Below are 26,074 nucleotides of genomic sequence, written 5' to 3' on the forward strand. Positions count from 1 at the left end.
GTCTCAGCCCTGCCCGACGATCGAGTTGATGGTGGTGGCGGCCTGCTTCACAGTGGGGTCAAGTTCGGAACCGGACTGCAATTTCTGTGACATCTGACGGAGTACGTCGTTGATCTGGGAGGTCATGGCGCCGTCGAAGCCGCCCCACGGGGAGAGTTCCTTGTCGTAGGCCCAGGCGTACCGCTGGGGCTGACCGATTCCGCTGGTGGCCAGCAGTTGTTCGGCGGCCGCCTTGTCGACCGGGATGTAGGAGTAGTCGGTGCCGCTGGCGGCGAGCACTGCCTCCGTACCGAGGAGGTCGGCGACGAGCGCATTGGCGTAGGCCGCGCGGCAACCGTCGTCGCTGAGAACGACCCATCCATTGCCACCGGCAGGCAGGAGCCCGTCACCGCCGTTGGCGGTCGGGAGATCCACTGCTGTCCACTCGAATCCGTCACCGACGGAATCCGCCACGGAGGCAATGAGTGAGGTCGCGGTGAAGGCTAGAGCGGTCTGTTGGCTCGTGAATGCGGAGATCGCATCCGTCTCGTTGACGCCGGCTTCGAGGCCGCGCTCCTTCAGCTTCGTCCAGAGGGAGAGCGCGTCGATGCCGGTCGCGTCGCCGAAACCGGCGGTTCCGTCCGCGCTGACGAATGTCCCGCCGGCGCCTTGAACGAAGCCTTGGCCGAGCCAGTCCGGCAGGCGCTGGGTGGGCAGTGACACCGACGGGTTCCCGGTCTTCGCGGTGACTGCTGCGGCTGCGGTGACGACGTCGTCGAATGTGCGGATGTCGGTGGCCTTGCCCCCGTTCGCCGAGTCGAGCATCTTCTGGTTGACGAGTAGTACCGGGGCGGATACCTGGGCGGGGGCGAGATAGACCTTGCCGTCGACCGTACCGGCGGTGAGGAACTGCGACTGGTACGTGTCCGCGAGGCCGGCGGTGTCGATGGTGGCGGGCGAGTACTTCTCGACCCAGAAGCGGAGCTGGCCGAGGCCACTCATGATGAGGTCGGGGCGTTTGCCGACTGCGATGTCCGCGACGACGGTGTTCGTGAGTTCGTCGTAGCTCGTCGTCTTCAAGGGTTCCGCGTTGACAGTCAGGCCCGGATACTGCGCCTGCAGGTTTGCGACGGCGACCTTCATGGCGTTTTCTGCCTGCGATCCGAAGGTTACGTCGAGGGTGTGTTCTGACGGTGTGCAGGAGTTGATGTCCGTCGCTTCGGCGACGGCGGTGTTGGTGGACGAGGCGCTGCCGCATCCGGTGAGGACGACGATGCCGGCGGCGAGGGCTCCGGCGAGCAGGGCTGTGCGCATGGCGGTTTCTCCTTGGGTGAGTGTTGCGCTGGCGGCGGATAGCGGTCGGGCGGTCCGAGCTATCCGGGAATTTCGGCGCCGCTCATGCCTTGTACGAAACGGCGCTGGGCGGCGAGGAAGAGCAAGACCACGGGTGCGGTCACGATGACGGCGCCGGCGGCAAGGGCTGCGTAGTCGAAGCCGATATCGGCTTGCTGGAACGCGGCGAGAGCGAGGGGCGGGGTCGCGAGATCGGGACTGCGTGCGATGAGCAGAGGCCACAGGTATTCGTTCCAGTGAGCGAAGACCGAGAGAACCGAGAAGGCTGCGATGCCGGGGCCGGCGAGCGGCACCACTATCTTGCGCAGGATCTGAAAGTGGCCCAGACCGTCGGTGCGGGCGGCTTCGAGGAGCGGATCGGGGATCGAGAGCATCTGTTGGCGTAGGAGAAAAATTCCGAAAGCGCTTGTGGTGAAGGGAAGTACGAGTCCGGCGTAGCTGTCGGCGAGACCTGCGGCGTTGATGCCGATGAAGGTGGGGATCATGGTGGCCTGTGAGGGCATGAGCAGACAGGCGAGCACTATCAGGAACACCACCGACGATGCCCGCGTGCGTACTTTGGCCAGGACGTAGGCCGCGGGTATACAGGTCGCGAGTTGTAGGGCGAGGATCGAGAGGGTCACGATCAGCCCGGTGATGACGGCCCGTCCCATTCCCGCGTCCTCCCAGGCTCGGGCATAGGACGAGAGGTCGAATTCGGTGGGGATGAACGGGATGCCGTTCTTGTTGGCCTGTTCCACCGGGGCGAGTGAGGTGCGGATCATCCAGTAGAGCGGAAACAGGCTGATGACGATGGCGACGGTGAGTAGAACCCATCGGGTGCCGCGGACGAGGATGCTCATCGGTTCTCTCCGGTCAGGAGGCGGCGTTGGAGTACGCCGACGGTGATCAGGGCGACGAGGAGCAGGAACGACAGGGCGGATGCCGCGCCGAGGTCGTAGTAGCTGAACCCGAGCTTGTAGGACTGCGTGAGTACGGTTTCGGTGGAGTTGAGTGGGCCGCCCTGGGTCATCACGTTGACCGCGTCGAAGACCTGTACCGAGTGGAGGATCGCGAGGACGGTTGCGAAGACGACGGTCGGCTTCATCATCGGCAACGTGATGCGCCACAGTTTGGGGAGACCGCGGATTCCTTCGGCCCGGGAGGCTTCGTCGATGGTGGTCGGGATCGTTGCGAGGCCGGCGATGAAGATCATCATGCTGAAGGAGGCGCCGCGCCAGATCCCGACGAGGGCGACCGTCAGCAGGGAGGTGTCGGGGTCGCCGAGCCAGTTGACCGGGGCCATGCCGAGGAAGCCGAGTGCCTGGTTGACGAAGCCGCCCTGGTAGGCGAAGAGCCACCGGAACACGACCGCCATAGCCACCAGATTCGCCGTCATCGGCAGGAACAGAGCGGTGCGCACCCAGGATCGGCCACGGCCGACGGACTCGGCGAGCAATGCGAGAGCGAGGCCGATCACAAGGCCGGGGACGACGGTCAGCACGGTGTAGAGGAGGGTGTTGACTATCGACTGTTGTACCGTCGGGTCGGTGATGATCCGCTGGAAGTTGGCGAATCCGACGAACTTCCATTCTCCTCCGGCGAGCGGCACGGCGAAGAAGCTCGCCACGAGTGACAATATCGCGGGCACGATCACGAACATGGTCATGGCGATTCCGGCGGGCAGTACAAGCAATGCCGGGGCGAACCGGTCACCACGCGGACTGCGACGCCGCCCCGTCGCGTGTGGAACGACGCGGTCGGGTACGTCGATGGTGGCGGTCATCCAGCGCCACCGATCGCCGCGGGGTCGAGTGCGAGGACGGTGCCGTCGGTGCCGACTGCGAGGACACGGTCCCCTGCGTCGGTGAGCGCGGCAGCGAATGGTGAGGCGTACTGGGTTCGGCCCAGTTCGGTCCCGTCGAGGTCGATGCGACGGATCGTGCCGTCGAGCCCGGGCAGGAGAAGGTGGCGGTCGCGCAGCAGCGGCGCCGCGATGACAGGGTGAGGACGCTTGGTGTACGAACTCATCGGGAACGGAGCATCGCCGTCGATCGCGGCTTCCCAGATCGTCTCGCCGGTGTCGGGGTCGAGCATCCGCAGTCCCAGCCCAGGCACGGTGACGACGTAGCCGTGCCCGGTGATCACCGGGGTGGTCGGGGCGTAATTGCCCGGGTGCGAAGCGGTCCAGAGTATGGCACCGGTACCTCGGTCGAGGGCCGTGGTGTGACCGTGTGCAGGCATGACCACGACATCGCGCGCCGTATCGTGCGCTCCGGTGCCGATGATCAGCATCCGCTTCAACGATGTGAACGGGTCGTTGGAATCGAGAGTTGAACGATTCCAACGGGATTCGCCGGTACGTGCGTCGAGGCCGATTGGGTCCGTCGGGGTTGGCCAGAAGCCCATGACGAGGAGGTCGTCGACGACCAGTGGTGCCGCATGATTGACGAGGTTGTGGTGGGGCGAGAGGTCGGTGCGGTGCCAGATGTACTGCCCTGTACGGACATCGACGGCGCGGAGATCGGACGGATCCCCGAGGTAGACGGTCCCGTCGGCGAGTGTTGGTGCCCCCCAGGCGAAGCGGCGCAGTGGGTCGCTCGAGGCGGCGCGCCACCGTTCCTCCCCGGTTGTCGTGTCGAGGGCCACGAGGTCCCCGGAGACCTCCGCGGCGATCACGAGACCGTCACCGACAACCGGTGTCGTCTTCACCGCGGATCGTGTTCGGGCCCGCCACCGCACCGCACCGGTTTCCAAGTCGAGGCATTCGACAGTGCCGGCGGGTCGGTCTTCGATCTGGGTACCGACGTAGACCGCGCCGTCGTGTACCGCGGCGCCGTGCCGATGCCCGGCACCACTCGCGTGTGCGGACCACTGGATCGACCGGTCGGTGGAGGTCACGGTCGTCGCCGAGAACGTCGATGTGCGCACGTCCGTCAGGGCCTCGGGAGTCTCACCGGGCAAGAACGTTTCGGTGCGCAGGGTAACGGTCGTGCCGTCCCAGATAACGTGCCGGAATCCCGGCGGACTGTAGTCGAGATTCGCGAAGAACGTGGTCGGGCTGTTGACGTGCAGGGTGCCGTCGACGTCGATGACACGGCTGGTGTGCCAGTGCCCGGACAGCGCCGCGATCGGCCCCCACGGTAGTTCGTCGAGAATGGAGGCGTTCGGCTGATCGTGGAACAGCAGCAGGTACGGGGCGCCGAACTCGAGTTGAGCGAGGTCCGCCTTGACCCAGGCGTTCTGGATCTCATGGTCGATGCCGGCTTCGTGGCTGTGCCAGTCCAAGCCGACGATGTGCAGGCCTGCGACGTCGAGGCTGAACCACCGCGGTCCGAGGTAGCGTTCGTACAGGGTCGGGTCCGAGGAGTTGGTGAGATAGTTGTTCCGGCTGATCGTGAAGCCGCGTTGACCGTTCATGTGGTCGTGATTGCCCGGGATCAACTCGACGGGCACCGGACTGGACCGCAGCGCCTCGATATATGCCTCGTATTCCTCCGCCAACCCGTTGTCGACGAGGTCTCCGGTGACGAGGATGCGTCGCGCAGCGGGCGCGAGCGTGGGCAGGCGGTCGAGGAATCCCACGACCTGTTCGGGCAGGCTCCCCTCCGTGTACAGGCGGTGCGCGTAATAACCGGCGTCGATGACACCTCTGGTCGTCATATGGGTGTCGGTGAGGTGGAGGAACTCGTACGGCAGGGGTTGGTTTTCGGGAACGAGAACGAAACGGAGTTCGGTGTCGTCGGTGTCTTCGGCGTCGGGAACACGGTGCCACCAGGGATCGGCGGTGTATCCGGTGGGCCGGGTGAGGACGACGAACCCTCCCCACTGTGCTTGGCGGTCGAGGGTGAAACGGCCGTCGTCATCAGTTCTGGTGACGGTGCCACCGGTGGCGACGGCCACTCCCACGGCGGGGGTGCCGTTGTCGTACAACACGATTCCGTGCATTGCGAACTCCTTTGTGGCGTTGACACGCCGAGACAGTGGGGTGTGGTTCGAAAAGGCTGGTCAGATGCGGTGCTCGATGAGCACGTCTTCAGCGAGAGCGAGGGCGGTCGCGCTGGTTTCGGCGCGACGGGAAAGATTTACGTACAGAGCGTCGAGTACTGCGAGATGCACGATGCGACTGGACATCGCTTCGACGCGATAGCTGGTCTCGACGCTGCCTGCGACGATGCTCACGGCTACCTCTTCGGTCAAGGGTGAGGAGGAGAAGCTCGTGAGTGCGATGGTGACGGCCCCGGATGCCTTGGCGGCTCGGGTCGTCGCGAGGGTTTCGACGGTGGAGCCGGTGTGGCTGATCGCGAAGTACACGTCGTCGGGCCCGAGCATGCGTGCAGTGACGTGCTGGCTGTGTACGTCGGGGGTGAAGGAAGCGTCGAGGCCGAGAGAGACGAACCGGTACGCGATGTCGATTGCGAGCGGCGCGGAGGTACCAACAGCCCCGAATACGATGCGACGGGCGCTGATCAGGTAATCGACGGCAGTCTCGATGGCATGCACGTCGAGGGCTTTCGACGCATTGTCGACAGCTCGGGCAGTACTGTCCATGACCTTGTGGGCGATGTCGCCAGCAGTGTCGCCGGGCGTGATGTCTCCGAGCACGCGGCGATCCTCGGGGATCGATTCGCTCGCAAGGGTGATCTTGAGTTCCTGGTAGCCCCGAAGACCCAGCGTCGTGCACAGACGCACGACTGTGGCGGGAGAGCTGCCTGCTTCGGCCGCGAGCTCGGTCACCGAGCGGTGGATCACTGCGGCAGGCTCACTCAGAATCGCCTCAGCCACACGACGTTCTGCCGGCGTGAATGAGGTCGATGCTGCCCGGAGGCGCTCGACGATGCCTGTTCCGCCAGTCGATTTGGTCGACGCCTTGCCTACAGGGATTGTGTTCGTCACAAGCGGAAGTAAACCTGTGAGAGTTGAACGAATTTCATTTCCGAGATGAACTGGGTGTGAAATTTCATCCCAGCCTTGATCTTGGAACTTGTTTTCACAGGGCGGTGCTTCCGCTCGTGACATCGACCAGCGTGCAACTCAATCCCACGCATTTTCGACATGTGCTATCCCAAGATCGCCCGCTCGGCGACCTGATTCCACGCCTGAAATCGGATAGCTAGTTCGGTCCGGTGATCGGCGGTCGTCATCCGGTGTCGGGGAGGACGGAAGTGTGGCCAGATCCTGCTCGACTTCCTGACGTCCGGCAAGAACGGTTGACGCGGCGATCGCGGATCGCCGATCGTCGGTCTCTTGCAAGGGAACCGAGGCTGTGGTTTGCGAGTATTGCGACCGGGTGAGCCAACCCCTGCTGGGTTTCCGTCCTGGATGTCCGCAATGAACTTACAACACAACGGTTTTCGACTCTACCGTCGTAAATGAGCAGCCCGCAGGCCTCTTACGTCACCGGCGCAGTGCTGAGGATCGACGGTGGATACGGCGCATAGCTCAACCGCGTAGCTGATGATGGTCGTGCTTGATCGGTGTCGCGCACTGCTGTTCCGGCCGATGCCCGCTGGGCCCACTTGGTTTCGTTCCTGTTCTCGCAGGACGGGCACCAGCTTTCGATCGCGACCACTGCGAGCAACGTCACTCGGTTGAGTGCGGCATGAACCTGCTCAAGCAGAAGCGTTCCGTGGCAACAAGATACGACAAGCTCACCGTAATCAACGTACGGCTCCAGGCTCCGGGCTTGTCGGACACGGTCTAGATCGCTTCCTGCCTATTTCGGTTCTGCGCGGCGCGCGACACGGCTACGTCGATGCGCATGTCACCGTTGTTGAGTTCAAGGATCTCTCTGTTGATGGAGGGTTCGTGCAGTATGTGGGCGAGTGTCGAGGCGACGTCGCCTCGACTGATGTGTTCATGCACTTCAGCGGGCCCGAGTGCGATAAGACCGGTGTCGGCGTCGTCTGTCAGGAGAGACGGGCGCAGGACGACCCAGTCGAGGTTGCTGTGGGTGAGTGTGACCTCCGCTTCTTTTTTCGCGGCGAAGTAGTACTCCTCGTTGGCGGGAAGTTGGCGTTCTCTCCAGGACTCCGGGAAGACGGACACGAGCGCTACCCGACGAACGCCGGCCAGATGTGCCGCTTCGATTGTCTTGGAGACACCGTCTCGATCGACAGCTTCGGTGACTCCGCGTTCTCCGCCGTTCGACCCGGCGGCGAACACAATCACATCTGCGCCGGTGACTGCAGTCGCGAGGTCCCGCGGCGTCATCGTTGCTAGATCGCAGACGTGTGTCTCGATGCCGGCGGCGGCGAACTCGGCCTGGACGCGGGTCGACCGTGTGAGGCCACTGAGGGTGTCGCCTCGATCCGTCAGGTGATCGGTGAGCAGGCGGCCGATTCGTCCGGTGATTCCGATAATAAAAATGTTCATCGAGTGTCTTCCGATCTCCAGGTGAATGCTGAGATTTGATGTTCTGCGGCCAGTTCTGTTGCGCGCCAGAACGATAGTGCTCGACTGGCGGCTTCTTTGTTCGAGAAGGACCTAGAAGGTGCTGCGCCACTCCTCGATAGTGCGGACGACATCGTCGAGGTTGGATTCGAGGAGGAAATGGCCGCCGTCGATCAGCTCGACGTGCGCACCAGGGACGTCTCTCCTGAAGGCTTCGGCACCGGCCGGGGCGAAGATCTCGTCGTTCTTGCCCCACACCGCGAGTAGGGGGATCTGGTTGGTGCGCAGCCAGTCGTGGACCGCGGGGTAGAGCTGTCGGTTGCTTGCGTAGTCGGCGAACAGATCGAGCTGAGCGCGATCTACTCCCGGACGGCTCAGGAGGGCGAGGTCGTGTTCCCAGGCATCGGGGTCGACGGTGGCCTCGTCGGCGACTCCGTGCTTGTACTGCCATTCGACAGCTTCGCGTTCGAGGGCGGGCCGTAGAGCCCGTTCGTTTTCGTCGGACCGGTCGGCTCCGTAGGCCCAGATCGGCTCCCAGAATTCGGGTACGAAGCCTTCGTCGTACGCGTTGCCGTTCTGTGAGATTACGGCTTCGACGGACTCGGGATCGGCGAGCGCGAGGCGCCAGGCAATCGGGGCGCCGTAGTCCTGTACGTACACCGTGTATTTCGCGATGCCGAGGTCCGCGAGGAAGGTGCGTGTCACCTTCGTGAGGGAATCGAAGGTGTACTCGAAGTCGTCGGCCGAGGGCGCCGACGAGCGTCCGAAGCCGATGTGGGCGGGAGCGATGACCCGGTACCGGTCCGCGAGGGCCGGGATGAGGTGCCGAAACATGTGTGAGCTGGTCGGAAACCCGTGCAGCAGAAGAAGAACGGGCGCGTTCTCGGACCCGGACTCGCGGTAGAAGACCTCATGATCGCCGACGAGTACGGTGCGGTGGTGCACAACAGACATAACTAACCCTTTAACTCGATTTAAATGGTTAGTATGACGGTAGCATGGACACTGGCCCCGCATCGATCGGGTGGCTCGACGAAAGGGTGCACGTGGTTCAGGACGAGGACTTGCTGTTGGCGCTGCTGAACAGCGCGCCGATAGTCGACGGCAAGCAGACCGATGACCTCGAAGGTGAGGCCGGCAAAGAACTTGCCCAGAGGTTCGGCGGAACGGGTTCGAAGGCTGAGATCGCGTACCTTCGGCGGATGCGCAGTGCTTTGCATGAGGTGGTTCGCGAGCAGGCCGACCCCCGCGCCGCCCTCGATTCACTGATCGGCGGAGCGGTCCTGGTGCCCGAGGTCACGCCAGGGGGTATTCGATGGGAGTTGCAAGCGCCGGCAGTCGAGAGACTCGCGGTTCGTGCGGCGATGGCGTGGTCCGACGTCGTGAAAGAAATGCCCGGTCGGCTTCGCCCGTGCGTCAATACCGAATGCAACCTTTTCCTCATTGACCACAGCCGCCCCGGCACCGCGAAGTGGTGCTCCATGGCAGCCTGCGGAAACCGACTGAAGGCGCGCACCCACGCGCACCGCAGCCGGGAAGGGTAGCGCCCCACCGAGCGGCACAATCGGACTCATCAGCACCGAGCAGTCGCTGGTCAGGCGTCGCGCTCGTCGTATATCGCTCGGTGAACAAGGACTTGGCGCATGTGGTCTTGTGCCCAACTTCTGAGGCCGCGTGTCATCTCATGGAGAGAGAGTCCGAGATCGGTCAGTTCGTAAGAGACGGTGACGGGAACCGTCGGAGTTACGGTGCGGGTGATCATGCCGTCGCGCTCGAGCGCCCGCAACGTCTGAGTCAGCATCTTCTGACTCACCCCTGCAAGCAGACGCGCAATCTCGGAGTAGCGCAGCGCCTTCGCGGGGCCTGCCGTGGCATCGGTACCGTCGCCGCCGAGCGCACACAGAACCAGCACCACCCACTTGTCAGAGATTCGATCGAGCAACTGGCGACTGGGGCACACTGCAAGGAACGCGTTGTACTCCACCTTGTTCTGCGCTCGCTTTTGAGCTGCATTTGTCGTCCCCAACCGAATCGCACCGTCCTTTGTGTTAGTTACGCACTTCTAGGTGCCTACTTCCCGAAGGGAAGCGACTCCTCGATGATGGTCTCAGGTAGCGATTGGCGCCACCTTTGAGCGAGGAGCAAAGCGAACACGATGGAAGCATTCAGCACTTCACTTCCCGGAGGTACTTGGACTCTCGGTGACTCTCCCGTCACCAGGTTCGGCTACGGAGCGATGCAACTTGCAGGTCCATGGGCCATGGGGCCACCCGCCGACCGCGACGCCGCCCTGGCCGTACTCCGTGCGGTTGTCGACGCCGGGATCGCCCATATCGACACCAGCGACGCGTACGGACCGCGAGTCACCAACGACCTGATCCGCGAAGCCCTTCACCCCTACCCCGACTCGCTGTTCATCGCCACCAAGGTCGGGGCGAACCGCGACGCGCAGGGTGGCTGGCCCACCGCCCGACGCCCCGAAGACATCCGCAAGCAGGTCCACGAAAACCTCCGATCTCTCGGAGTCGGCGTTCTCGATCTCGTCAACATGCGCATGGGCGATGCCAATGGCCCACAACCTGGGCCCCTCGCCGAAGCGTTCGGAACCCTCGTCGAACTTCAGGAGGAAGGGCTGATCCGACACCTCGGGGTCAGCAATGTCACCGCCGAACAGGTCAATGAAGCCCAGGGCATCGCCCCGATTGTGTGCGTACAGAACATGTACAACCTCGCACACCGCTACGACGACAACCTGATCGACCATCTCGCTGCGCAAGGCATCGCCTACGTTCCGTTCTTCCCGCTGGGCGGCTTCACGCCGTTGCAGTCCGAGGCGCTCGCCGGGGTCGCCGAGAGGCTCGGGTCAACACCGATGTCGGTGGCACTCGCGTGGCTGCTGCAGCGCTCCCCGAACATCCTGCTCATCCCCGGCACCTCATCGACAGCGCACCTACACGAGAACATCAACGGCGCCGCACTATCGCTCCCGGAAGAGGCTGTGGCTGAACTCGACAGGATCGGCCGCTGATGACCGGTTGCGGAGCGCTAGAGTCCACTTTTGGATAATCGAGTACATAATTGTGTAGAGTGCTGGACGTGGGCAGGCCGAGAAAGTTCGACGAGGTGGCGGTTCTCGATGCTTCCGTCAAACAGTTCCGCGTGCACGGGTTCGCAGACACCTCCACGGAGCAGCTCTGCGACGCCGCGGGTGTGCGCCGGAGCAGCCTGTACAACACCTTCACTTCGAAGGACGAGCTATTCGTCCGCTCCTTGGAGCGAAGCGTTTCAATCGCCCGCGAGCAACAGGAAGCGATCCTGACAGACGCCGAACTGTCAGGAGTTGAACGCCTGACGGCTCTTTTTGCCCTTATCTTGGACGAGGAAGACGAAGCCAGGAAGAAAGGGCACGCCGCGGGTTGCATGATCGTGGCGTCGCGCATGGCGCCCGACATCGGGGTTCGTGAGCCCCGAGTGAAGAACATCCTCGACCGCTTTCTCGATGAACAACTCTCTCTCGTCACTGGCGCAGTGAGGGCCGGGCGGCTCGATGGCACCCTGCGGGCGGACGTCGTACCGGATGAGGCTGCCCTCATGGTGGTTTCGGCGATCTCCGGGATGCGCGTTCTCGCGCAGGCGGGCACGATGCCCGCCGAACTGCGCAAAGTCGCGGATCTCAGCCTCAACTCACTGGTGGCATAAGCGTTGGTAGGCAAAGTGATTGACTTTTCGGCAAGTTTTGTACTTTCAAATACATAATGGGCTTTTCTATCAGCGAAGGAAATTCGATGAAAAAACACCTGTACCTACTGATGCTGACCATGATCATCGTGGTCTCGAGTGAGCTGCAAGTGCCCGCGATGATGTCAGAAATGGCCCAGGACCTCGGGGTGGACACAGGAAAGATCGGACTGCTTGTCTCGATCTTCGCGTTAGGCATGGCACTCGGCGGACCAGTGATCGCCTACACCCTGCGGCACCGTCCGCCCAAGCAAGCACTGCTCACTGTGGTTGCCGCCTACGCGATCCCTGAGATGCTCGTGCCCGTCGTGCACGAATATTGGTGGGTGGTACTGATGCGCATCCTGACTGGCTGTCTCGCGGGAGCGGCTGTGGGACTGTCGATCGTCTACGCCACCAGGCTTGCGCCGAGCGCGGACAAAATCGGCGAGTCCGTCTCGATTGTGTTGAGCGGCATCATGGTTGGCACCGTCGTAGGGCTTCCCGTTTCTCACTTCATCGCCGGCCGTTGGAATTGGCAGGCCACGTTCTACATACTCGGCGCCGCGGCTCTGGCCGTGTTCCTGGTAAGTTTCCTCGCTCTCGCCCCAAGGAGCGCAGCCAGTGCGGACGATAGTGCACAAGACATGCGCAACCTTCGTCTGCCCAGTCTGTGGTCGCGCTACCTCGTGAGCTTCCTGACCATCGGAGCCGCATATGCGGCGTTCTCCTACTTCACTCCGCTCCTGGAAGAAAGCGCCGGGTTCAGTGCTGATGCGACGACGCTGATACTTCTCACGTACGGACTCTGCTCGCTCGTCGGCAACCTGATCGTCGGGAAGCTGGCAGACAAGCATGCCGTCGGTGTTCTGCGATTCGGCCACGCCTTGCTCTTCATCTCACTAGGCATACTTGCACTCGCAGGACAGGTTCAACCCCTGGTCTTCGCGATGGTGCTTATTGTCGGACTTGCAGGGGTCACCATGAACCCGCCGCTGGTAACCCGCGTCGTGGAAGTCGGGGGTACGGGAAACCTTGTCAGCACTTTCCATACGTCGGTCATCACCCTGGGTATCACCGTCGGGACAGCGGTGAGCGCTTTCGCGATCAGCATCTTCGGAAACGACCCCGCCGTGGCCATGTGGACCGGCAGTGCGTTTGCGCTACTAGCAGCTATCACGCTGGCGCTGCAAAGAAACCGCAAGCAGACCCGGAACAACGACCTTGGTCGACCGCCCGAGAGCAAGGTCAGTGTCAGCTGAATCGACAGAGCCGAAAAGCGCTGATGCGCATGGGTTCAGGCGATGGTGCACTCCACCAGGCGCGTCAGGCCGACGCGTTCGTTCCGCACGAGGCACGCCGAGTCGTGCGGTGCGGAATTCGGTGAGGTCGATTGCTGCGAGCACGATCACTGTCAGTACGTGGGAGCGGTCCGAGGCGGTCCGGAGATCTCGCCTTGTTGTGCTTCAGGAACGAGGTTTGGACGACGTTCGATTGAAGGGGCAGTACCGCACCAAACCCAGCCCGGCGAGTAGTAATCCGGGGAAGGCGGAGATGGACCATGCGCCGGTTCATGTTCGAAGGAGAAAGACACCGATGCCGGTGAGAGCGCGATTACGAAGCCGACCATGATCGATGTGCGTTGGGAGTGTCGGGGGTCAGCTGTTCGCAAGCAGTGACGCGCCCAGGATGCCCGCGGAAGTGGCGGTCTCAGAAAGCGCCCTTGATGAAGCCGCCATCGACGCGGATCGTGGCGCCGCTGACGTACTCCGCGTAGTCGCTGCACAGGTAGGCGACCGCGCCTGCGATCTCGTCGGGTTTACCGAATCGGCCGAGGTCGTTGGGGATGAGTGAGTTCACAGCATTTGGTTCAATCTCTTCCCACGTTTCACCCCATCCGCGGCTGGGCCCGATGCTGGACACCAGTTCCTTGGTGGCATCCACCAGGATCGCCCCTGGGGAGACGACGTTGGACGTGACGCGGGTGCCACTCAGTTCCCGGGCCAGGGAGACCGCCAGGTTGTGACGTGCGGCGAGCGTTGCGTTGTACTGCGGATGGGTGTTCATCGGCTGCAGAGCCAGGCCGCCGCCGATCGTGATGACGCGTCCCCAGTTCCGTTCGCGCATCTGAGGGACGAGTCGCTGGATCATCCGTACACCGGAGACGACATTGGTGTTGTAGGTTAGTGCCCACTCGTCCGGAGTTGCGTCGGTCCAGGACAGGTGGCGGTAGAAGCCTGCATTGTTGATCAGAATATCGACCGGGCCATCAGCAAGGGCGACCTCGGCGACACTGTCGGCGCCGGGATCGGTTGCGAGGTCGCCTAGTGCGACTACAGCCGTCCCGCCAGTGTCACGGATTGAATCCGCCACTTTGTTGGTGCGTGACTCGTTGCGACCGTGCACGATCACGGTAGCCCCTTCTGCCGCCAGTAGTTTGGCGATTGCCTCGCCTAGTCCCAAGCTTGCTCCGGTTACCAGAGCTCGTTTTCCGTTGAGGTTCAGTTCCATGATTCCTCCTGATGGGGAAGTGGTTGGATGGAACGCCGATTGAGTATGCGGCGTCAGGTGTGGGGTAGTACGGCTCGGTCGCTGACGACGGGATGAAGGCCATCGGTGTCGGCTTAGCGGTCGCGGAAGACCTGAGTCGAGTCCTTGGTCCTGTCAATAAAAGGTTGGTTACAACCCGGTCCGTATCGAGCGGAGGCGCGAAGCGGCGTCGAACTGCGATATACGTGGGGTTTGAGTACGGACTGGGATTTGTGTAGTCGCCATGGGAGATGGATCATTTGTTAATCTGCGGAGTCGTGCTCGAAGCCCCGGGCGATGGCAATCATGGGTGTCGGCACGTCGTGCATCTAGGATCAGAATGGGCAGAGTTGGGCTTCGCCTGACCGGCTTCGCTCAGAATGCGGAGCGGATCGTGCCACCGTCGACCCGAATGGTGGCGCCGCTGATGTATTCCGCGTAGTCGCTGCAAAGGTACGCCACTGCGGCGGCGATCTCTTCCGGCCGACCGAAGCGGCCGAGGTCGTTCGGGACCCATTCGTCGGCGGCGGCACGTTCGATTTCTGGCCACGTTCCAGTCCAACTATGGGCGGGCGCGATGCTGGTGACCAATTCTTGGACGGAGTCCACCAAAATGGCACCCGGGGCGACGGTGTTCGAAGTGACGTGGGTACCGGTGAGATCGCGGGCGAGAGATGTGGCGAGATTATGCCGCGCGGCCAATGTGGCGTTGTAATGAGGTTGCACGGCCATCGGTTGGAGACCGAGGCCGCCTCCGATCTGGATGACGCGTCCCCAGTCGCGGGTGCGCATGTCCGGAACAAGTCGCTGGATCATGCGTACTCCGGAGATGACATTGACATTGTAGGTCTCTGCCCAGATGTCGGAAGTTGCGTCTGTCCAGGAAACCTGGTCGTAGGCACCCGCGTTGTTGACCAGAATGTCGATAGGGCCCTCGGCGGTTGCAGCAGCTGCTACTGCGTCCGCTCCTGCATCGGTTGCCAGATCTCCGACGGCGATACTGGCCTGACCGCCCTCAGTTCGGATAGCCTCGGCAACTGCTTGCACGCGAGATTCGTTCCGGCCGTGAATCACCACGCTGGCACCTTCTACCGCCAGTAGTTTGGCGGTTACTTCACCCAGCCCTGCACTAGATCCGGTTACCAAGGCTCGCTTACCGGTGAGATTCATTTCCATGTTCGGCGCTCTCTCTTCGCAGCATCTGAAGTTCTATATCTACAACCGTATACTTTGTTTCGGAGAAAGTCTACGACCGTAAACATGTCCGCTATGCTGTCCTGTATGGCCCCAGATGCGAACGACGTTGATGGCAGTGCGCCCCCCAAGCGGGCGCGCAACGCCGCTGCTACGCGAGAAGCGATTCTTCGGTCGGCGGTGATCGCCTTCATCCGACATGGATATGACGGAGTGGGTGTCCGTGAGATCGCGCAGTCGGCCGGAGTGACCGCCATGTTGGTAAACCGCTACTTCGGTTCGAAAGAGCAACTCTTCACCGAGGCAGTGGATGTCGCGTTCACGCCTCGAACAGTGTTGTCCGACAATCCGAATACCCTTGCCTGGGATGCTGCAGTTCGGCTGGTGGAACGCACTGCACCGGAATCAGAACATCTCGACCCATTCCTGCTGATGCTTCGGTCGGTGTCCAATCCGAGAGCGACAGAAATTGTCCGCGCCAGCGTCGAGAAACATGCTGGACGGTATCTAAGTGAATTACTCGAAGGCCCCGATGCCGACGAACGTGCGATGCTGGCTCATTCGGTCATCGCCGGTTTCTGGCTCATGCGCAAGATGCTTGGGTTTACCGCCTTGGCGCAGGCCGATCCGGACGATCTCACGCGACGACTTGCGGCGATGTTGAGTGTCGTTACCGATTCTGAGGAGTGATCCTCTCGTGATCGCTTTGCTTGCACCGAGGATTCAGGTTCGCTCAGGGGTGATGTGCCCGCTGCGACGGAGGCTATTCGCCCGATTCTTCGCAGACCGTATGGCGGGCAGCACCTTTCGTCCAGTGGTCTCGATACAGGCGGTTGCTTTGACTGGGGATCGTGTGACAAATCTGTCGGTAATTCTGTTGAGATCATTGTTCGTCGAGGGCCGTGGCGCGCTCAAACGTGAACTGGTGACGTGACCGCGCACCGGCCGCGCGCTGCGGGAGCCTCGGGCGCGGTCACAGAACAAGCCGCGAGGGCATGTCACCGCGGATGTCGTCCTCTCTCAACGCTCGGCTGAAGCTGCGGATCGCGCCGTCCCTGGCCACTGGGAATCTCAATGCTGGTGTCAATCAACACGAGGCAGGGTCGCTGGCGCAGGTTCCTGGTAGATGGTGTGAGCGCGGAGCATGGCCCAGATGACGTTGATGCGGCGGCGAGCCAGCGCAATGGGAGCCTGTTTGTGCGATTTCCTCTCTCGGCGTTTCCGATCGTAGAACGCCCTGGACGCCGGACTGTTTTTCAGACTCGACAGCGCAGCGAGATAACAGGTTCGGAGCAGTTGCCACTGATCCGCCTGGAATCTCATGGGACCGGTGCCAGGCCAGCGACGGCAGCGTGCTGATCGACGGTGTCGAAGCCGTCCAGGTTGCCGCCGATGTTCGCGAGAAACGTCGCAGCGAGCACCGCCCCGAACCCGGGCAGGCTCAACAACACGTCGGCGCTCTCGTGTCGGGTGAATCGTTCGGTGATCTCAGGGTAGAGTTCGCTCAACTCGTGGTCGATCACGGTGACCTCGGCCGCCAGTTTCGTCGCCAACGCCGATCCCATCGCCTGGGTCGCCAGTATCGTGCGCTGCGAGTTCGCCGCATCGACGGCTTTCTGGGCGACGGCGGCACCGTTGCGGCAGCCTCGTTCCCAGGGCGATCTGAGCCATACCCGCTGCCCGAGGGTGATCGCGACATTGCGACACACACTCTTCGAAATCATCCACCACAACGCAGGAGGGTGATCTGATCATCGGGACGACCGGTCAGCGATCGGCACGCTCGTCGAGCGCAGCAGCCGATCCGCACTCCTCGTTCACCTTCCGCCGTTGGAGCTGGGTGAGAAATCAGCTGTGAAAAACGGTCTGTCGCTTGGCGGTTACGGCGCCATTGCGATGAACGCCGCTCTGACGGCCTCGATGACGCAGCTCGCCGGACAGCTCCGCAAGACCCTGACCTGGGATCGCAATACGCGGCCGACATCATGACACGGCCGACATCATGAAGCGGGCCTGCGAGCGGTACGGGTTGCGCTGTTCTATGGGAGAAACCGGGACATGCTGGGGTAATGCCGGTGCGGAGAGCCCTGGGCCGACATTCAAGCACCAATGCTATTACTGGTGCACTTTCCGTCTATGTATCGAAATTCGTTGCTGCAGTTGAAGACTGGATTAACTTGCTGTAGCAATCGCCTTAAGCTCTCTACGATCGGGATGCATCGCCACGTCGATTACGAAAAGTCACTGACCGCCACCTTGATAGCCGTGTGGCCAGTGCCCACTTTTCGGGGTGACTTCAACACGACTGCCCTGAAATCGCCGATCGCAACAACATGAGGGGGTGCTTGGTGATTGGACTGAATCGTTCCTGCTCGGCCCCGAATTGTGACGCCCCAAAGCTAGGTCGGTGATCCTTGTCAACCGATCCGCAGTCTCGGTGGTACCGATTAGTCTTTCGACACAAGGCGTCGGACATTCTCCACTACGCTCGCACGCTGCCGCTCGACATCCGGCAGGCGGATGCGGTTCATCTCCGGGGTCAGATTGTGCCAGCTCATCGCGATCGCTCGAATGGTGATCAGCAGTTCGAGCGGCGCCAATCGGGAAGGCAGTGCCCCGACACTTTGGGCTCGCTCGATGCTCTCGATCTTGTGACGGTGCGATTCGACGAGGGCATCGAGGTCCGCACTGTCTCCCCGTTCAAGCGCGTACCAGTTCGTCAGCCGTAAGGTGTTCGGGCTTTTCTGATAAGCATCGAAGGCTCTGCCTGCATATCCAGGCAAATCGGCTGGATCGAACCCAACTTCGTCGACGAAGTTCACCACCCGCAAAGAGAACACCACGTCGAACAAGCGATCCTTGCTTTCGAAGTAGCGGTAGATCATCGCTTTGTTCGCAGCCGCGTTCTCGGCGATTCGATCCACGCGCGCGCCGGCAATCCCGTAGTGCACGAACTCTTCTTCAGCCGCGTCAAGGATGCGTTTTTTGGTTGCTTCCGAGTCCCTTGCCATCCATTCAGGCTAGCAAGTAACTAGTTAGTTGACAACTGTGTTACGTCGAATCATACTTGCATCTACCTAGTAACCAACTAGTCAGTTACATAGATTAGGACCGGGATATGAGCACGTCAGAACTCGCAGCAGACCGCCAAGTCGCAACAGACCGCACCGGCTGGTATCGATTCGTCGTATTGGCTGTGATCATGGGTTGTCAGCTGATGATGGTGCTGGACACCTCGATCGTGACGACCGCACTGCCGCACCTGGAGCGCGACCTCGGATTCACTGCCACCTCACTGTCATGGGTACAGAACAGCTACGCGCTGGCGTTCGGCGGGCTACTGCTGCTGGGTGCGCGAGCAGGTGACCTACTGGGTCGGCGCCGCGTGTTCATGGCTGGAGTAGCTGTCTTCACACTGGCGTCACTGCTCGCCGGTCTGGCACCGAATCCCACCATCATGATCACTGCACGTGTACTTCAGGGTCTCGCAGCCGCATTCGCGATACCTACCACCCTGGCGTTGCTGGTTCAGACCTTTCCCAAGCCCGAGGAGCGGTCGCGGGCGATCAGCATATACAGCGCGGTCATCGGAGCAGGCGGCAGCGTCGGCATCATCATCGGCGGTATATTCACCGACTTGCTGTCTTGGCGTTGGGGCCTGCTGATCAACGTCCCGATCGGAATCATCGTTTTGCTATTGGCCCCGAAGTTCCTGCCCGAGACGACCCGAAGCCGCGGCAGCTTTGACGTCCCCGGCGCGCTCACTATCACCATCGGCATGTCTGCCCTCGTCTACGGCCTGGTCAATGCCAGCGAGGCCGGCTGGGAAAGCCCAATCACCATCGTTTCGCTCAGCGCCGCAGCACTGTTCATAATCGCGTTCATCGTCATCGAGCGGCGCGCCTCCCAGCCGATCACCCCGCTGCGACTGTTCAGAGACGTGACACGCACCGGGGCCTACATTGCGCGCATTCTCATCGTCGGCGCGATGTTCTCCACCTTCTATTTCCTCAGCCAGTATTTGCAGAACGTTCTCGGTTTCAGCGCGTTCCTCGCGGGCATTTCCTACATCCCCCTGACGTTGATGTTCTTCGCTACCGTCTATGTCATCCGCCCCCTCAGCAAGCTCATCGGCAAGCCCGCCTTGCTGCTCGTTTCGCTGGTCGTGGCGCTGCTCGGAATGCTGTGGCTGAGCACCATCGGTCCCGAAACCCCTTATTTCCCCGGCGTCGTGCTTCCACTTATCGTGCTAGGTACTGGGCAGGGAATCGCGATCATCCTTTTGACCGAGTTCGGAATGTCGAATGTTGCCCCCGAAGACAACGGCGCCGCGTCGGGCCTCGTCAACACCGCACACCAGCTCGGCGGCTCGATCGGTCTGGCTGTGCTGACCGTTATCTTCGGCGCCGCCGCAGGCAGCAGTGCCACCCCACACTCCCCAGCTGACGCGCACGCATACTCGGCTGTTTTCGGTGCGTCGGTGTGGTTCTACGCGATCGCCGTAGTCGCGGCCGCGATCATCCTCGTCGCCAGTCGCCGCACCACCGTTCGAGTGCGCTAGCTCTGCCCGCCAGCTGAATCGCATTCTGTGATCACAGCAACCACCCCTCTCAATGGAGGAAACGAAAGCACCCGCCGACCGAGACGTCGGGTCTGCCCTCGCCGCCACGACGGCGAGGGCAGACCCGAATCTGGGCGTTGACTCAATCACCGCGTTCGCAGGCACCTCCACCCGTCTGATGGTCACCCCGTGCCAAATAATTCAGGGGAAAACATGGCAAATAATTCCGGGAGTGATATCGCGGTCCGGCGGGGCTTGTTTCTTGTTCTCCGGAGGTGTTTGTGAAGGGCTACTCCGATCTATATCAGTCCTCGGGGAACATCTCTCCGTTCAGAGCGGTTTCCAGGACAGTTTTGGTGAACTGTTTGAGCAGTCCGTCCAGGCTGGTTAGAGACAGGCCCTGTTCCTTGGCGAGTTGCACCAGCTCCGCGACCGCCGCAGCTTCCGCGGAGGGCTCGGCCCTCTACTTCACCCGCATCGTCCGGTGTCCTCATCCTGGCACCTCCTCACCGAGCATTCACTCAGCTTGTCGGGCCGAAACACCGATCTAGGGACAGTCCCCAGCGTCAGGGTTACTGGAACTAGGTAGTGGGACAGTTCCGCTCCTGCCAGGCGCGATAGACCTCGATTGCGCCGTCGTGGGGTTGGTAGTCCATCGGTAGTCGGCGCTCAGCCGGGTCCTTGGCGAATTCTCCGTAGAAGGTGCTCAGTTCGAAGTACTTACGGTCGTCGACGTAATGCGGTTCGTAGTCGGTGCGTTGCGTGAGGAATACGACCCGGTCCGGACTGCAGTAATACAACGAACCGAGACACATCGGGCAGGGATGCGCGAGCACATAGATGGTGCACCCGGTCAGATGCTCGGTGCCCAGTGCGGTGCAGGCGGCACGGATCGCGAGGATCTCCGCGTGCGCTGTCGGGTCGTTCGTCTGGGCCACCAGGTTGGGGCTTTCGGCGAGGATCTCACCGTCGCGGGCGATGACTGCGGCGAAGGGCCGGCCGCCCTCGGTGACATTGGCGTTGGCGATATCGATGGTTCGCTGAATAAGATTCATGACAGTCCTTGTCTGGCAGTGTGTTTCAGGAAGTTGTTCAGGGGCGGCGACCTCGGGAGCAAGGCCGCCGCCACGTCGAAGCTAGAAGGGCTTGGTCGGCAGGTACTTGCCGTCGAGCGTGATGACCGCGCGCTCGCCGCCATCCGGATCGGCAACCTTCTTGATGTCGAGCTTGAAGTTGATTGCACTGATGATGCCGTCGCCGAACTGCTCGTGCACCAATGCCTTGAGGGTGGTGCCGTAGACCTGAAGCATCTCGTAGAAGCGGTAGATGGTCGGGTCGGTGGGCACGCCGCCGGGGATGGAACCGCGTAGGGGGATGGTCTGTAGCAATCGCACCGCGTCCTCGTCGAGACTGAGCTTGTCCGCGACGACCTTCGCTGCGTCGGCGGGAAGTGCATGCTGACCGAGGAGGGCTGCGGTTACGAAGGCCACACTCAGCCCCGTGTCGTCGGTCAACTCCTGCCAGGACAGGTCTTTTCGGGCCTTGGCGTCGATGACGGCTGCGGCGAGTTCTTCGCGGGGGCCCTGGGTGAACTGTGACTGAATCATAATGATTTCCTTCTCTATTTTGGGCGGGGGATCAGGCGGGGACGCCGGGCATTGTTGCCACAGCGCAGGTCTGGGGGTGTTCGACGAGCGAAACGAACCGGCGAGTGCCACCGTCGAGGGTTTCGATCGCGCCGGTTTCGATGTCGTAGACCCAGCCGTGCAGGTTCAGTCGACCTTGCTCGAGTGCGAGAGCGACCGAGGGGTGGGTTGCGAGGTTGGTCAACTGGGCGATGACGTTCTCGTGGACCAGCGCGTTCAGTTTCTCGGCTGCCGAGCCGTGCGTGCGGGCGGCGTTGACGACCCTCGCGGAATCTGCGTACTGGAGCCAGTGCGCGACGGCAGGCATCTCGTCGAGGGGCTTGCCGGTGGAGATCGCCGTCATCGCGCCGCAATCGGAGTGGCCGAGGATCACGATGTCGGTGACACCGAGAACTGCGACCGCGTACTCGACGGTCGCGGATACGCCGCCCGGTTCCGGCCCGTACGACGGGACGATGTTGCCGGCGTTGCGGATGACGAACAGATCGCCGGGTTCGCGCTGGGTTACCAGTTCCGGGACCACTCGGCTGTCAGAGCAGCTGACGAACAGGGCCTGCGGGTTCTGAGTCGTCGCGAGTTCCTTGAAAAGTCCGGAGCGTTCCGGGAAGGCGTCCTTCTGGAATGTCAGAAAGCCGCTGATGATGTCGTGCATGTTGCCTCCTTGCCGTGGTGATGACTCAAGGATGACCTCGATTTTCGATAGTGTCCAAGACTTAGAATTCATGACTTCGATAGACAGCACCTATAGTTCTAGTTATGGAGCTACGCCATATCCGTTATCTGCTTGCGGTCGCCGAACATGGAAACTTCACCCGGGCGGCGGAGTCTCTGCATGTGTCGCAGCCGACTCTGTCCCAGCAGATCAAGCAGCTCGAATCCGCTCTGCGGGTGCAGTTACTGGACCGGTCCGGGCGAACGGTACGAACCACCGACGCCGGCGAGGCTTTCCTGCATTACGCGCGGCGAGCTCTGCAGGATCTGGATGCCGCCGAGCGCGCGATCCACGATGTCCAGGACCTCAGTCGCGGCTCGCTGAGGCTGGCGACGACGCCCACCTTCGCGGCCTACCTGGTGGGTCCGCTGATGGACCGATTCACGACGCGACACCCAGGCATTGCCGTCACCGTTCAAGAGATGACTCAGGACCGAATCGAGGCGGAGTTGGCACGCGACGGACTCGACGTCGGCATCGCGTTTGCGGACGTGCGCTCGGACGAGATCGACAGCGAGCCGCTGTTTGTCGAAACTCTCAGTCTCGTTGTCGGTGATGAGCATTCGCATGCCGGGCGGACCAAACCATTGCCTGCGAAGAGCCTGGAGGATCAGACGCTGGTGTTGCTCAGCAGCGATTTCGCGACGAGACTTCACATCGATCGGTACTTCAAGCATCAGGGCATCAAACCCCGGACGGCCATCGAAGTCAGCTCGATCGGCGCGATCGTGGAGATCGTCCGGCGCGGTAGCCTCGCGACGGTGTTGCCTGACGCGATCACCCTCGAACAACGGGGCCTGTTCTCGATTCCACTGTCACCGGCGTTGCCCCCGCGTACCGTGGCTCTGCTCCGACGGAAGGGCGCCTATCGCACTGCCGCAGGCCGCGTATTCGCCGATATGGCCTCGACCTGGGACCACCAAAATGGGTGGCCTGGTTGAGGATTGCCTCCGAAGATCATTTCAGTAGTGCCGCCACGGAGCCCCAAATTAGACCGGCCCGGTATTCGTAGCTGGTCAAGGAGCACTGTCACGTTAGTCGAAAAGCCCAGCAGCGATGCCTGTTTGGGACAGTCTGTTCCAGGACGCCGCCCTGCCCTTCACTTTCGGGCGGCGACGGCGTCGGTAGAGGTGACTTCTTGCCAGATCGCGAATCGGCCGGCCATCTCGGTGCGCCATGCAGGCCCCGACAGTCTGTCCCGGTTGGGCCGGAAATGCGGTGAGATGCCGGAGAAGGTGGACAGAAGCATTGGGCGTGCCCGGGTGACGTGAAGCGTTTCATCGCCCGTTCTCGCTGTCTGGCGGGTTGATGCGAGTTCTCGGCTCGATTGCTGAAGATACTTGGATCGGAGATGCTCGACCGAGGCCAGCATCTCGCGGTGGACGACGCTGTAGCGGTGTAGGGGTCAGTGCCGTCGGAGGCTCGGGCGGTGGCGTCGACCAATGGGTATCCGCCTCGAAGGCCGTACGCCTCGTGATCTGATCAGACGGTTGCAATTTCCTCGACTGCGAGTGCGATCTTCTCGAGGCCGGCGACGCTGTAGGCGGCGTAGTTCTCGTAGGGTCCGCGACCCGAGAAGTACGACGTGAGCTGACCACCGAGCTCTTCGACGGTGAACGCGGATCCGGCTGCGTCGAAACGGTTCTCGACCTTCGGTGCTTCCATCAGCGCCACCATCTTGCCGTAGACGACAAAGACCTGTCCGTTGATCTCGTCCGAATCGGGCGAAGCCAGGTAGCTGACCAGCGTGGCAACACGCTCGGGTGCAAGCGGATCGAGGCCGGTGACGCCGGTGTTGTTCTCGCCGAACGTACTTGCCGACATCGCGGTCCGGGCGCGCGGGCAGATTGCGTTGCTGCGGACGCCGTAGCGGGAGAGGCCGGCTGCGCTGGAGAGCGTCAGAGCCGTGATGCCGGCCTTGGCTGCGGAGTAGTTGGGCTGTCCGGCACTGCCGAAGAGGAAGGCTTCGGAGGATGTGTTGATGATGCGGCCGTAGACGGGGGCGTCGGCTGCCTTGCTGGCGGCGCGCCAGTGCACTGCGGCTGCATGGGAGGTTGCGGCATGGCCCTTGAGGTGCACGCGGATGACGTCGTCCCAGTCGGATTCGGTCAGGTTGAAGATCATCTTGTCGCGCAGGATGCCTGCGTTGTTGACGAGGATGTCGAAGGAGCCGAAGTTCTTGACGCCTTCCTCTACGAAGCGTGCGCCGAGCGACCAGTCGGAGACGTCGCCGGTGATGGCGATGGCTTGTCCGCCTGCGGCCTTGATCTCGTCGACCACGTCATTGGCTGCGGGGCCCATGTCGTTGACGATGACGGCTGCGCCGGCTGCTGCGAGGCCGAGTGCCTCTGCGCGGCCGAGACCGGCGCCGGCGCCGGTGACTGCGGCTACTTTGCCTTCCAAGCTCAGTGATTGCGTCATGTCATACTCCTTCGAATCCAATCCTTTTACCGTGTCAACGGTCGAAAACTGTGTGTCCATGTGAGCCAGGCTCAATGAGAAATGCCACCGCAACATACGCTGCACCCACACAACCTGTGACTATGACAGGTAGCGAGCAGTTCCGAATATGGTTCAGGCACAACTTCATTGAGCGCCCTACGCGCGTCTGGTCGCGCAGGGTTCCGATCCCTGCCTGCGTCCTGCGTGGCAGTGGCGGTGATCGACCATTTGCCAAGAACTATAATCTAGTTCTATTATCCGAATATGGCAAACCGTGCACCACACCCAGTGGCCGAACACCTAGTATCCCCACCCCTGGTCCGGACTCCGCTCATCCATTGAGGAAGCATGTCGGATACTCACGAAGAAGGTCGCCGAAAATCCCTGCTCGCCAGGCATATACCTCCCTGCTGGCGGATACGTTCAGTCAAACGGGCGCGATCTAGTCCGCTACCGCGAACGTGTCCGACGAGTTGCGATGCGTCGTTGCACTGCACGTCGGCCAATACGCTGGCGGCGTAGCGGTCACCGCAGGGGGTCAGTGAGTACGCCTCCCGTCGTTCTCGGAGATCACGTAGGGGGCCGATTCGACGGATTTCTCTACGTGATTCGACATCTGTGTCGACCTTCCCACTTCATCCTGATCGCTCGAATTCGTAAGATGTTTCTGCACAGCCGATTTGGGAGACCTCGGACCGAGGATATCGATTCTGGCCCGGCTCGAAAAATGTTCGCAAGCCTTTCGCCTGCGGCCACGACGGACTCAGATGAGATCTATCAGATGTTCAGGTTTCAACTCGGCGACTCGGATGAGGTAACTGATTCGGACGAAAAGATCATGTCTACCAAGCGATCGACCAGCCGGTGCACCTCACCAATGTCCCGTCGCCCCAACCCGAACAACTCCATCTCGTGCGTCAGCATTGATGTCGTGATCCTGATGATGTCAGCAGTATCGTCGGGGTCGAGGTCGAACAATACCTCCTGATACGAGCGAACGGCCTGATCGGAAAACCCGAGAAAGAGTCCAAGCACAATTGGATCTGCCGACTGCCGCAATACGCTTTGCAACCTCAAAAAGGTCGGAAACTCGTGAAGTCGATTGACCGAGTAGTGAAGTCGGCTTCGAATCCGTTCATCCGGGGGGAGACTCACATCCAGTTTTCCGGACTTCTTGATCGGGTCCGACGCCGACCAGTCGGCCATCACAGCCGCGTAAAGATGCTCCTTGGAGGTGAAGTATCGATATACCGTGCCCAGCGAGACACCCGAACGCTCAGCTACATCGCGAATTTGAATACTGTCGAATTCGTTGGACAACAACAATTCCCACGCGGCGTCCACCACACGTTGACGTCGTTGTTGCTGCCCCTTCGGCAACGACGAGGGATCGAGCACTGCTGTCTTCTCCGGGACCTCTGACTGCACATCCACACCTTTCGTGTCGCGCCTGTCCCAGCCCTCGGGGAACACAACGCCAATCACCTCGATCTTACCGACATCACTGCGAACGTCATCGACACTCGACGCCAGAGGACTCCGGGATCGTAACGTTCGCCGTTGCATGCG

24 protein-coding genes and 4 pseudogenes are annotated in these 26,074 nt (G+C 61.7%); 9 read left to right on the forward strand and 19 right to left on the reverse strand.

The features are described 5' to 3' along the window. Window positions 1-3 precede the first annotated feature (3 nt). The 7 genes from ACFRFQ_RS13670 to ACFRFQ_RS13700 form a co-directional block, all read right to left on the reverse strand. Window positions 4-1,293: a hypothetical protein gene (locus ACFRFQ_RS13670; RefSeq protein WP_378658184.1), complete on the reverse strand. Its 1,290-nt coding sequence runs from the start codon at window positions 1,291-1,293 to the stop codon at window positions 4-6. Between the two features lie 59 nt (window positions 1,294-1,352). Continuing rightward, the gene (locus ACFRFQ_RS13675) at window positions 1,353-2,174 is read right to left on the reverse strand and encodes a carbohydrate ABC transporter permease (protein ID WP_378658187.1); all 822 of its coding nucleotides are present in this window, start codon (window positions 2,172-2,174) and stop codon (window positions 1,353-1,355) included. Then, on the reverse strand, window positions 2,171-3,097 hold the full coding sequence (locus tag ACFRFQ_RS13680; RefSeq protein ID WP_378658190.1) for a carbohydrate ABC transporter permease: 927 nt from the start codon (window positions 3,095-3,097) through the stop codon (window positions 2,171-2,173). Before ACFRFQ_RS13680 ends, ACFRFQ_RS13675 begins: the two co-directional genes overlap by 4 nt. Continuing rightward, window positions 3,094-5,259 carry a PQQ-binding-like beta-propeller repeat protein gene (locus ACFRFQ_RS13685; protein WP_378658193.1) on the reverse strand — a complete coding sequence of 722 codons (2,166 nt, stop codon included), beginning with the start codon at window positions 5,257-5,259 and terminating at the stop codon, window positions 3,094-3,096. Before ACFRFQ_RS13685 ends, ACFRFQ_RS13680 begins: the two co-directional genes overlap by 4 nt. Before the next feature lie 60 nt (window positions 5,260-5,319). Beyond that, window positions 5,320-6,207: a MurR/RpiR family transcriptional regulator gene (locus ACFRFQ_RS13690; RefSeq protein WP_378658196.1), complete on the reverse strand. Its 888-nt coding sequence runs from the start codon at window positions 6,205-6,207 to the stop codon at window positions 5,320-5,322. A gap of 804 nt (window positions 6,208-7,011) precedes the next feature. Further along, the gene (locus ACFRFQ_RS13695; protein ID WP_378658199.1) at window positions 7,012-7,686 is read right to left on the reverse strand and encodes an NAD(P)H-binding protein; all 675 of its coding nucleotides are present in this window, start codon (window positions 7,684-7,686) and stop codon (window positions 7,012-7,014) included. Between the two features lie 111 nt (window positions 7,687-7,797). Next, window positions 7,798-8,658 (reverse strand): alpha/beta fold hydrolase, encoded by an 861-nt coding sequence (locus tag ACFRFQ_RS13700; RefSeq protein WP_378658201.1) that lies wholly within the window; start codon window positions 8,656-8,658, stop codon window positions 7,798-7,800. Between the two features lie 44 nt (window positions 8,659-8,702). On the opposite strand from ACFRFQ_RS13700, the gene ACFRFQ_RS13705 reads away from it, so the two are divergent. After that, the gene (locus tag ACFRFQ_RS13705; protein WP_378658204.1) at window positions 8,703-9,248 is read left to right on the forward strand and encodes a CGNR zinc finger domain-containing protein; all 546 of its coding nucleotides are present in this window, start codon (window positions 8,703-8,705) and stop codon (window positions 9,246-9,248) included. A 50-nt stretch (window positions 9,249-9,298) separates the two neighbouring features. Here ACFRFQ_RS13705 and ACFRFQ_RS13710 read toward each other — a convergent pair whose 3' ends face one another. Next, window positions 9,299-9,730 carry a winged helix-turn-helix transcriptional regulator gene (locus ACFRFQ_RS13710; RefSeq protein ID WP_378658207.1) on the reverse strand — a complete coding sequence of 144 codons (432 nt, stop codon included), beginning with the start codon at window positions 9,728-9,730 and terminating at the stop codon, window positions 9,299-9,301. A 129-nt stretch (window positions 9,731-9,859) separates the two neighbouring features. Between ACFRFQ_RS13710 and ACFRFQ_RS13715 the strand changes: the two genes are divergently transcribed. From ACFRFQ_RS13715 to ACFRFQ_RS13725, 3 genes are all read left to right on the forward strand, one after another. Further along, window positions 9,860-10,732 (forward strand): aldo/keto reductase family oxidoreductase, encoded by an 873-nt coding sequence (locus ACFRFQ_RS13715; RefSeq protein ID WP_378658210.1) that lies wholly within the window; start codon window positions 9,860-9,862, stop codon window positions 10,730-10,732. A gap of 59 nt (window positions 10,733-10,791) precedes the next feature. Next, window positions 10,792-11,403 carry a TetR/AcrR family transcriptional regulator gene (locus ACFRFQ_RS13720; RefSeq protein ID WP_378658213.1) on the forward strand — a complete coding sequence of 204 codons (612 nt, stop codon included), beginning with the start codon at window positions 10,792-10,794 and terminating at the stop codon, window positions 11,401-11,403. Window positions 11,404-11,489: 86 nt separating this feature from the next. Then, complete coding sequence (locus tag ACFRFQ_RS13725; protein WP_378658216.1) at window positions 11,490-12,683, forward strand: MFS transporter; 1,194 nt, start codon at window positions 11,490-11,492, stop codon at window positions 12,681-12,683. Window positions 12,684-13,131: 448 nt separating this feature from the next. Here the strand turns inward: ACFRFQ_RS13725 and ACFRFQ_RS13730 are convergent, their stop codons facing one another. After that, complete coding sequence (locus tag ACFRFQ_RS13730; RefSeq protein WP_378658219.1) at window positions 13,132-13,932, reverse strand: SDR family NAD(P)-dependent oxidoreductase; 801 nt, start codon at window positions 13,930-13,932, stop codon at window positions 13,132-13,134. A gap of 393 nt (window positions 13,933-14,325) precedes the next feature. Further along, window positions 14,326-15,126: an SDR family NAD(P)-dependent oxidoreductase gene (locus ACFRFQ_RS13735; RefSeq protein ID WP_378658221.1), complete on the reverse strand. Its 801-nt coding sequence runs from the start codon at window positions 15,124-15,126 to the stop codon at window positions 14,326-14,328. Window positions 15,127-15,231: 105 nt separating this feature from the next. Between ACFRFQ_RS13735 and ACFRFQ_RS13740 the strand changes: the two genes are divergently transcribed. Next, a complete protein-coding gene (locus tag ACFRFQ_RS13740; protein ID WP_378658223.1) occupies window positions 15,232-15,834 on the forward strand; it encodes a TetR/AcrR family transcriptional regulator in 603 nt (200 codons plus the stop codon). A gap of 184 nt (window positions 15,835-16,018) precedes the next feature. Then, window positions 16,019-16,213, forward strand: a pseudogene (locus tag ACFRFQ_RS13745) (IS30 family transposase); the annotation flags it as partial. 250 nt (window positions 16,214-16,463) lie between these two features. On the opposite strand, the gene ACFRFQ_RS13750 reads toward ACFRFQ_RS13745, so the two are convergent. Next, on the reverse strand, window positions 16,464-16,868 hold the full coding sequence (locus tag ACFRFQ_RS13750) for a transposase (RefSeq protein ID WP_378658226.1): 405 nt from the start codon (window positions 16,866-16,868) through the stop codon (window positions 16,464-16,466). A gap of 14 nt (window positions 16,869-16,882) precedes the next feature. Between ACFRFQ_RS13750 and ACFRFQ_RS13755 the strand changes: the two are divergent. Continuing rightward, window positions 16,883-17,112, forward strand: a pseudogene (locus ACFRFQ_RS13755) (IS30 family transposase); the annotation flags it as partial. A gap of 479 nt (window positions 17,113-17,591) precedes the next feature. On the opposite strand, the gene ACFRFQ_RS13760 reads toward ACFRFQ_RS13755, so the two are convergent. Next, a complete protein-coding gene (locus tag ACFRFQ_RS13760; protein WP_378658229.1) occupies window positions 17,592-18,155 on the reverse strand; it encodes a TetR family transcriptional regulator in 564 nt (187 codons plus the stop codon). A gap of 107 nt (window positions 18,156-18,262) precedes the next feature. Here ACFRFQ_RS13760 and ACFRFQ_RS13765 point away from each other — a divergent pair, with 107 nt between their 5' ends. Next, on the forward strand, window positions 18,263-19,705 hold the full coding sequence (locus ACFRFQ_RS13765) for a DHA2 family efflux MFS transporter permease subunit (protein ID WP_378658232.1): 1,443 nt from the start codon (window positions 18,263-18,265) through the stop codon (window positions 19,703-19,705). A gap of 319 nt (window positions 19,706-20,024) precedes the next feature. Here ACFRFQ_RS13765 and ACFRFQ_RS13770 read toward each other — a convergent pair. The 4 genes and pseudogenes from ACFRFQ_RS13770 to ACFRFQ_RS13785 all read right to left on the reverse strand — a co-directional run. Further along, a pseudogene (locus tag ACFRFQ_RS13770) lies at window positions 20,025-20,153 on the reverse strand (IS256 family transposase); the annotation flags it as partial. A gap of 133 nt (window positions 20,154-20,286) precedes the next feature. Further along, window positions 20,287-20,760 carry a nucleoside deaminase gene (locus ACFRFQ_RS13775; protein WP_378658234.1) on the reverse strand — a complete coding sequence of 158 codons (474 nt, stop codon included), beginning with the start codon at window positions 20,758-20,760 and terminating at the stop codon, window positions 20,287-20,289. Between the two features lie 81 nt (window positions 20,761-20,841). Continuing rightward, a complete protein-coding gene (cynS, locus tag ACFRFQ_RS13780) occupies window positions 20,842-21,312 on the reverse strand; it encodes a cyanase (RefSeq protein WP_378658237.1) in 471 nt (156 codons plus the stop codon). Between the two features lie 31 nt (window positions 21,313-21,343). After that, window positions 21,344-22,003, reverse strand: a complete 660-nt coding sequence (locus ACFRFQ_RS13785; RefSeq protein ID WP_378658240.1) for a carbonic anhydrase — start codon at window positions 22,001-22,003, stop codon at window positions 21,344-21,346. A 104-nt stretch (window positions 22,004-22,107) separates the two neighbouring features. Here ACFRFQ_RS13785 and cynR point away from each other — a divergent pair, with 104 nt between their 5' ends. Beyond that, window positions 22,108-23,004: a transcriptional regulator CynR gene (gene cynR / locus ACFRFQ_RS13790; RefSeq protein ID WP_378658242.1), complete on the forward strand. Its 897-nt coding sequence runs from the start codon at window positions 22,108-22,110 to the stop codon at window positions 23,002-23,004. A gap of 158 nt (window positions 23,005-23,162) precedes the next feature. On the opposite strand, the pseudogene ACFRFQ_RS13795 reads toward cynR, so the two are convergent. The 3 genes and pseudogenes from ACFRFQ_RS13795 to ACFRFQ_RS13805 form a co-directional block, all read right to left on the reverse strand. Beyond that, window positions 23,163-23,465 (reverse strand): annotated as a pseudogene (locus ACFRFQ_RS13795) (DDE-type integrase/transposase/recombinase); the annotation flags it as partial. An 80-nt stretch (window positions 23,466-23,545) separates the two neighbouring features. After that, a complete protein-coding gene (locus tag ACFRFQ_RS13800) occupies window positions 23,546-24,484 on the reverse strand; it encodes a 3-oxoacyl-ACP reductase (RefSeq protein WP_378658245.1) in 939 nt (312 codons plus the stop codon). Window positions 24,485-25,297: 813 nt separating this feature from the next. Further along, complete coding sequence (locus tag ACFRFQ_RS13805; RefSeq protein ID WP_378658248.1) at window positions 25,298-25,933, reverse strand: TetR/AcrR family transcriptional regulator; 636 nt, start codon at window positions 25,931-25,933, stop codon at window positions 25,298-25,300. Window positions 25,934-26,074 lie beyond the last annotated feature (141 nt).

Origin of the sequence: Rhodococcus sp. NPDC056743, from assembly GCF_042790355.1 — a bacterium.
Classification (GTDB): domain Bacteria; phylum Actinomycetota; class Actinomycetes; order Mycobacteriales; family Mycobacteriaceae; genus Rhodococcus_F.